Below are 777 nucleotides of genomic sequence, written 5' to 3' on the forward strand. Positions count from 1 at the left end.
AATTAATGGCGCTTCTGGCCGGTCTGGATTGGAAGAAGATCCGGCCAACCAAGGTCAGGCGGCCGTTGCTGACGGGCTGAACAGGGCTGCGGCAAGATGAATCATGCTGCTGTAATTATTGGGAAAGCGGCTGTTTTTGTGCTCTATTCGCCCGGATGGATTTGCCCCTTAGCGACCTGCCGGACGACGTTGATGCGCTGAAAGCGATGGTTCTCGCGTTGGCGCGCGAACAAGCCGCGAAAGAGGTCCGGCTGAAGGTGGCCGAGGCTGAGATCGCGCGGTTGGAGGCGGTTGAGAAGAGCGCCAACGAGCGGATTGCCAACCTGACCTTGATCATGAAGGTTTTGCAGCGCACGCAAAATGGCAAGCGCTCTGAGCGGCTCCGTCTCGGGGTCAATGACGATCAGGTCTCCTTTGCCTTCGAAGAGGTCGAAACCGGCCTATCGGCAATCCGTAGCGAACTCGATCACGCGGCCAAAGACAAGCCGAAGCGAGCGCCGCGTCCGCGCAAGGGTTTTGCCGCACATCTCGAGCGAATCGAGGAGGTCATCGAGCCGGAGATTCCGGCCGGGTGCGAGGGTCTGGCAAAGGTTCTGATCGGTGAGGACCGCTGCGAACGTCTGGACGTCGTGCCGCCGAAGTTCAGGGTTATCGTGACACGTCGCCCCAAATACGCTTTCCGGGGCAGCGACGGCGTGGTCCAGGCCCTGGCGCCGGCACACATCATCGAAGGCGGCCTGCCGACGGAACGGCTGCTCGCCTATATCGCCGTTTCCA

The 777-nt window shown here is 60.7% G+C and carries 1 protein-coding gene; it reads left to right on the plus strand.

Annotation, left to right across the window (positions count from 1 at the left end; genetic code table 11):
* Nucleotides 1-155 precede the first annotated feature (155 nt).
* The coding region (locus tag CO676_RS34330; protein ID WP_179875782.1) for an IS66 family transposase zinc-finger binding domain-containing protein at nucleotides 156-777 on the plus strand (622 nt) is incomplete at its 3' end.

This window comes from Sinorhizobium sp. BJ1, assembly GCF_002531555.1.
Classification (GTDB): Bacteria; Pseudomonadota; Alphaproteobacteria; order Rhizobiales; family Rhizobiaceae; genus Sinorhizobium; species Sinorhizobium fredii_B.